Genomic DNA, 2668 nt, shown 5'->3' with positions numbered 1-2668 from the left:
TAGAATGACTGGGGATTTGCCATATAACGATGTTGTGAGTATGCAGGCTGGAAATATGTTTATTTCAAAAGTTGCAATTGAGGTTATTAAAAAACTTGATGAAAAACGATTGGATTTTGTAAGAACTAAAGGAAAAGACATACTCGATAGGCTTTCTGATATCAAAAACAGCAAAATCTTATCTGCGAGGGGCAAAGGATTTATGATAGGTGTTGAATTAGTTGATGATAAGGGCAACCCAGATGGAAGTTATGCTTTAAAAATAAGGAATCGGCTATTTAAAAATAATGTAATTTGTTCACTTACCGGAGGGGCAAATCACGTTCTCAAGATAACCCCTCCAGTTCTAATAGATGAGGGGAGTTTAAACATGGGTATTGAAAAAATTGTTGAGGCTCTGGAAAAATAAAAAGATGATAGAAATGGAAATAGTAAACTCTTTTAAATTTCATTATAGAACGGGAACCGAAATAGCTGGAATTGGTATTGATAATTGTGAGGTATTGAGGGTAAAGATACCCTTGAACCTTGTTTTTGAAATTTCTCTTGCCAGCCAGGAATTTTACGATGGAATTATAGTTAAACTTATTTCTGGTGATATTACGGGTTATGGAGAGGCAGAAACAATTGCAGAAATAACGGGTGAAACTCCAGAGGTGCTTTTCAATATTTCATCAAGCATTTTAATGGCACTTAATGGTAGAAAAATCGAAGGATTTGAAGATTTTTCTGAATTTTTAAATAATTACTGTTACGGAAATACAGCTGCAAAAAGTGCTATTGATATGGCATTTTATGACCTTCTCGGGAAATCATTAAATGTTCATGTTGTAAAAATTTCTGGCGGTAGCTTTAAACCACGTAAAACAAGCCTTACAATTCCAATATCTCCAAAAAAAGAAAGCCTCAGACTTCTTGAAACATACCAGAACTCCGGGGCAAAGATAATAAAAGTTAAGATAGGAAATAATCTTGAAAAGGATATAGATAGAATTAAGTTCATTGCTGGAAATCTGAGAGAGGATGCCAGTTTTTTTGCGGATGCAAATCAGGGATACAATCTAAATAGTGCAATTAAAATGGCACAAGTGCTGAGTAAATATGAAGCTATATTCTTTGAACAGCCCGTTAACCGGTTTGACCTGACCAGTGCCAGGGAGCTAAGGCATAAATCTGGAATCCCGATAATGCTCGATGAAAGCGTATTTTCTCCCATGGATGCCATGAATGTTATAAGACAGGGTGCAGCAGATATGATTAACGTGAAATTATCAAAGAGTGGTGGAATTCATCAGGCCATAAAGGTTCTTACCGTTGCACAGGCCGCTGGCGTAGATGCAATGGTTGGATGTATGCTGGAATCAAAACTTGGCATAGCCGCCTCGCTAGTTGTAGCAAACAGTGTTAGCAATGTAAAATTTACTGATCTGGATGGATTTACTTATCTTTCTGAACAACCGTTTGAGGGTGGAGTTGAGTTAAAACTTGGAATGGATTATCTAGTTGCTGGACCTGGATTTGCCGTTAAATTAAAAGAAAAATTAATATAAATTTTTGTATATTTGACCTTTCCAATTCTTGTTAATTTTCTTAGGAACTCTCTATTGAAACCAAAAACATGAAATATTGACTCCTTATAATGTTATATGCGGATACAGGAGTTATCATTTCCTGCCTATGTAATCATCCTTACAATCAGGATGGCTTTGGAATGGATCCTGCCACAACCACGCTGGTCGACATAAACATGACCGATGTGCACATTGCTATCCGAATGATAGGATCTTCTATATTACAGGAAGCCAATGTGCCTGCAAGGACTGGCAAAGGAAACTGGAATAATGAGATATTTGAAAAAATTAAAGGGGGTGAAAAAATTGGATAAAAAAGAGATAGAATTTGAGTTCGAGAGAGCAACAAAGAACACATATAGATTCCAGGAAAAAGCGTCTGGGAATCCAGCAATTGGAACATTATATGTTCAAAAATCGGTATTCGGGGACAAGGAACCGAAGAAAGTGAAGGTTACAGTGGAGTGGGAGTGAAGGGTATTCAAAGGGGATGAATAAATGAAAGATACAACACCACAAGTATATGCTGGAAGTATTGATGATATAGGCAGGCGCCAATATTCTGGAAATGCAGAATGGCTGAGGGAATACATACAGAATGCAATCTAAGCCGTGTCATCTGCGATTAAAATTAAGATTTATGGCAATAACCTGGAAAGCGTAGACTACGAAAAAGAAATGGACGAGGAGTCCCTGATCACACAGGTTTTCAGCATCGGCAAGTTGTTTAAAGGAGATAGGGGAATTGGAGATTGATCAGGAAGAATGCCTCCACCGACAGACAAGGGGGATCAAAACACAGAAGAAAAGAGGTAAGAGAATACAGGGAGAAAGGTTACAAACAGTGGGCAGAAGAGAAACATTACGGTATGAGGTAGCCTGGGACTGAAGGAATATTCTCTGCAATAAAGAGGAAGTTTGGGGAGAACTGTGTCAGCAGGTCTATAGAAGGATCGAAAGCAGAGGGATACCAGAGATTATGGATAATGTGACTATATAAACTAGAGGGCAAAAAGAGAGGTAAAGTGCATGAATTATGGGCTGAAAAGAAGAATAAAATCAGAGGAAAAGTGAAGAGAGGAGAATCAGAATATTGT

General features: G+C 37.6%; 5 protein-coding genes and 1 pseudogene. All 6 read left to right on the top strand.

Annotation, left to right across the window (positions count from 1 at the left end):
• On the top strand, positions 1-409 hold a 409-nt coding region (locus AMDU4_RS07625; protein ID WP_290704593.1), incomplete at its 5' end, for an aminotransferase class III-fold pyridoxal phosphate-dependent enzyme.
• A gap of 4 nt (positions 410-413) precedes the next feature.
• Positions 414-1550 carry a dipeptide epimerase gene (locus AMDU4_RS07620; protein WP_021787404.1) on the top strand — a complete coding sequence of 379 codons (1137 nt, stop codon included), beginning with the start codon at positions 414-416 and terminating at the stop codon, positions 1548-1550.
• A gap of 161 nt (positions 1551-1711) precedes the next feature.
• Complete coding sequence (locus AMDU4_RS07615) at positions 1712-1885, top strand: hypothetical protein (protein WP_290704590.1); 174 nt, start codon at positions 1712-1714, stop codon at positions 1883-1885.
• Positions 1878-2045: a hypothetical protein gene (locus AMDU4_RS07610; protein WP_290704587.1), complete on the top strand. Its 168-nt coding sequence runs from the start codon at positions 1878-1880 to the stop codon at positions 2043-2045. The genes AMDU4_RS07615 and AMDU4_RS07610 overlap by 8 nt, the downstream gene beginning before the upstream one ends.
• Before the next feature lie 138 nt (positions 2046-2183).
• On the top strand, positions 2184-2327 hold the full coding sequence (locus tag AMDU4_RS07605) for a hypothetical protein (RefSeq protein ID WP_290704584.1): 144 nt from the start codon (positions 2184-2186) through the stop codon (positions 2325-2327).
• Positions 2327-2576 (top strand): annotated as a pseudogene (locus tag AMDU4_RS07600) (IS5/IS1182 family transposase); the annotation flags it as partial. The gene AMDU4_RS07605 and the pseudogene AMDU4_RS07600, both read left to right, overlap by 1 nt.
• Positions 2577-2668 lie beyond the last annotated feature (92 nt).

Source organism: Ferroplasma sp. Type II, from assembly GCF_000496155.1.
This window is presented reverse-complemented; position numbering and strand designations above follow the sequence as displayed.

What these genes read in the sequence shown, in the direction of transcription:
- AMDU4_RS07620 (WP_021787404.1), top strand. Translation starts at nt 414, where the DNA reads ATGATAGAAATGGAAATAGTAAACTCTTTTAAATTTCATTATAGAACG.
- AMDU4_RS07615 (WP_290704590.1), top strand. Translation starts at nt 1,712, where the DNA reads ATGGATCCTGCCACAACCACGCTGGTCGACATAAACATGACCGATGTG.